We start from the raw sequence: 3,562 nt of genomic DNA, 5'->3' as shown, positions 1-3,562 counted from the left end.
GTCGTAGCAGGTCGCCAGAATGTACTCGATGTCCTTGAATGAGTTGCGGAAGACGAGGTCGCGCGTCGCTTCCAGATGCGGCTTTTCCCAATCGAACTTGAAGGTCTCGTATTTGTCGGCCAGGTGATAGAGCCCGAAATTGATCGAGCCCATGTTGAGCGAGGCGACTTCCGGCTTGAACTGGGCGGCCGGGCGCACGCGCTCCTCGACCTTCATGTAGGGGCTGCCACCGGTGGTGATGTTGATGGCGGCGTTGGTGCCTTGCTTGACGCGCGGCAGGAAGCGGGCGAAGGCCTCCGGCGTCTGGTCGGGCTTGCCGGTTTCCGGATCGCGGGCATGCAGATGCAGGATCGCGGCACCGGCTTCCGCCGCCGCGATCGCCTCCGAAGCGATCTGGTCGGGCGTGATCGGCAGATAGGGCGACATGGTCGGCGTGTGGATGGCGCCCGTCACCGCGCAGGTGATGATGACCTTGCCCCTGGTCTGTGCAGGTCCCGGCTTGCGACTGGTTTGCGTCATTCTCCAAACTCCTGATCCGATTTTCTCTTGTGGGCGGCGAGCGCCATGAGCCGGCGGTCACGCCACACCTGCCGGTCGCCTAGGCTTTGCTGTGGCAGTCGCTTGCGGCGATCAGCCTCGACCGTGTCGATGACCTTGCCGGCCCAGTCGACGCGCCGCTGCGTCTGGGGAAAGATGTTGGAATAGATGCCCTGATAGCGCTCGACATAGTCGCGCACGCCGCCGGGTGCATTGAGATCGATGGTCTCGAACGGCCCCATGAACGACCAGCGCAGCGCCAGCCCGTCGCGGATGCCGACGTCGACATCCTCGACACTGGCGTAGCCATCGGCGACAAGCCGGAAAGCTTCCTCAAGCAATGCGCCTTGCAGGCGATTCATGATGAAGCCGTCAAGCTCGTGCTGCATGACCAGTGGCGCGTGGCCGGCGTCGACGAGGAAGGCGCGGGTTCTCTCGACCGTCTCGGCCGAGGTCCACGGCGCCGGCACGATTTCGGCCGCCGGAATGAGATAGGGCGGGTTGATCGGATGCACGACCAGGCAGCGCTGCCGCCCTTGCAGATGGTCGGTGAATTTCGACGGCAACAGCGCCGAGGTGGAACTGGCGATGACTGTTTGGGGATCGGCAAGCGTGTCGATCAAGGAGAACACCTTGCGCTTCACCTCGAGATTCTCGGGCGTGTTCTCCTGGATATGCACGGCACCTGCCAACGCCTCTTCAAGCTCGGCGACAACGGAGATACGGTCAAGAACCTCACCGGCTTGCTGTCCCCGCAGAAGATCGTTCTGGGCGAGATCGCCGAGCACGCCGGCAATGTAGTCGCGGGCTCCACCTGTGGCAGTGGGCGACTGGTCCCACATCCGCACGTCATGGCCGGCGCGGGCGAAGCTGATCGCCCAGGCCCGTCCGATGAACCCGCTTCCGACGATCGCGACATTGGGCATGGTTTGTTCCTCAAAGTGTTTCGACGTTGCCGTCGACGCCGAGCGACTGGCCGGAAATGTTGATCCCCGCATCGGAGAGCAGGAAGGCGACCATCGACGCGACATCATAGGGGCTGGTCATGCGACGCAGCGAGATGTTCTGGAGATAGCGTCCGGTCATCTCCTCGTGGCTGACACCGACCTGCTTGGCGCGCGCCGAGATAACCCCTTCGATGCGGGGGCCCTCGATGATGCCGGGCAGGATGGCGTTGACCCTGATGGCGTGCGGCCCGAGCTCTTTGGCCAAGCTTTGCGTGAAACCGATGACACCGAACTTGGCCGCCGAATAGGGTGTGCGGAAGGCGTAGCCATGGCGGCCGGCGGCCGACGACATCGCGACGATCGAACCGCCGCCCGCCGCCTTGATCAGCGGCACCGCGCGCCGGGCGCACCGGAACTGGCCGGTCAGGCAGATGTCGATGCAGCGCCGCCAGTCCGCCGGATCGATCTCGTCGACACCGCCGGTCGGCCCGGCAATGCCGGCATTGTTGATCAGCGCATCGAGCCCGCCGAGTTTTTTCTCGACCGCCTCGAACAGACGGTCGACGTCCTCGTCGCGCGAGACGTCGGCCTTGACCGCCGCGACCAGGTCGATCTTGCTGGGAGCAGCGGCCAGCGCCTCATCGGAAACGTCGCAGACGACGATGCGGGCGCCGAGGCGTGACAGCGTGTCGGCTATGGCAAACCCGATGCCGCCTGCGCCCGCCGTCACCAGCACGCGCTGGCCTTTCAGCCCGGTCAAAAATTCGTCCGCCGATGCCGGCGCCCTTGTGCTCATGGTCATGTCCTTCTCATTGCAGCCGCCGTTCGCGCAGCGCCATGACGGCGCCCAGAACGACCAGTCCGTAAAGAATTGCCCTCGTGGCATAGGGAAGCGTGGTGCCGGCGAGCAGCATCTGCAGTGCCGTCAGCAACAACACGCCGCCGAGCATGCCGAGATAGTGGCCGCGCCCGCCGGTGATCAGCGCGCCGCCGACCACCACCACGGCGATCGACGGCAAGAGATAGTCGTCGCCCATGCCGAGGCTCGCCTGACCCGAAAAGCCGGTCAGCATGACGCCGACAACAGCCGCGCAGACGGCCGAAAGCATGTAGACCAGGATGAGCGTGCGCTCGACGCCGATGCCCGACAAGCGCGCCGCGCGCAGCCCGTTGCCGATGCCGTAGACGCGCCTTCCGAACGGGGTGCGGCCAAGCAGGAGTACCGCTGCGACGACAAAGACGACCATCAGCAGCACGATTGGAGTCAGCAGGCCGGCGAGCTTGGCCGTCATGACCCAGCGCAGCATCGGCGAGGAAAACCCGGCCGGCGTTCCCTGCGAATAGAGCAGCGCACAGCCTTGCAGAATGCCGTTGGTGGCGAGCGTCATGACGATCGGCGAGATGCCGAGATAGACGATGCCGAAACCATTGGCGAAGCCGATGGCGCAGGCCATCACCAGGACGACCGGCAAGGCGTAGACAAGGGCGGCGTCTGAGCCGTTGACCATGCCCGCCAGGATGATGCCGGAGATGCCGATCGTCCACGGCACGGAGAGATCGAGGCCTCCGGTCAGGATGACGGTCCCCTGCCCGAGCGCCAGGACGGCTAGGAAGGAGGATAGCACCAGCAGCGAATTCCAGTATCCCGGATTGAGGATGGCGCGGCCGAGCCAGATCTGGGTGACGAGCACGATGAGCAGCAGGCAGACATAGGCCGGCAGCGCATAGCGCAGCGTTTCCGCATTGCGCAGATGGAAGGCAGGGCGCGGCGATGCCGGACTGCGCTGGGCATGGGCTGGCTCGGCGATCTTGAGACGCCGGTCCACGCGCTCGAGCTGGGAGGGCAATATGCCGGCGCGCCAGGCGGCAAACCGGGCACGCGCGGCGCGCAATTGCACGGCAAGCACCGATGCATGCGAGATCGAGCCGGCAAGTGCCGCCAGCACCAGAATGGTGCCTTCGGCAATGGTCGCATAATAGGCCGATACGTTGAGCACCAGCAGGATGTTCACCACGATCATCAGGATAAAGGCGCCGAAGACAGAGCCCACCGGGCCGCCCTGCCCGCCACCGAGGCG

At 65.0% G+C, this 3,562-nt stretch carries 4 protein-coding genes; all 4 read right to left on the bottom strand.

Annotated elements, in window-relative coordinates; translation table 11 throughout:
• Positions 1 to 519 (bottom strand): 3-keto-5-aminohexanoate cleavage protein (locus tag EN991_RS06315; RefSeq protein ID WP_164768885.1); only part of this gene is annotated, 519 nt, incomplete at its 3' end.
• A complete protein-coding gene (locus EN991_RS06310; RefSeq protein ID WP_127368384.1) occupies positions 516 to 1,463 on the bottom strand; it encodes a 3-hydroxyacyl-CoA dehydrogenase in 948 nt (315 codons plus the stop codon). The genes EN991_RS06315 and EN991_RS06310, both read right to left, overlap by 4 nt.
• Before the next feature lie 10 nt (positions 1,464 to 1,473).
• Positions 1,474 to 2,280, bottom strand: coding sequence for an SDR family oxidoreductase (locus EN991_RS06305; RefSeq protein ID WP_127368385.1), 807 nt, complete (start codon positions 2,278 to 2,280; stop codon positions 1,474 to 1,476).
• 13 nt (positions 2,281 to 2,293) lie between these two features.
• The coding region (locus EN991_RS40750) for an ABC transporter permease (RefSeq protein WP_245460908.1) at positions 2,294 to 3,562 on the bottom strand (1,269 nt) is incomplete at its 5' end.

The sequence above is a fragment of the Mesorhizobium sp. M7A.F.Ca.US.005.03.2.1 genome, from assembly GCF_003997795.1.
Classification (GTDB): Bacteria; Pseudomonadota; Alphaproteobacteria; order Rhizobiales; family Rhizobiaceae; genus Mesorhizobium; species Mesorhizobium ciceri.
Note: the sequence above shows the minus strand (reverse complement) of the source record. Positions and strands in the feature narration are given on the sequence as shown.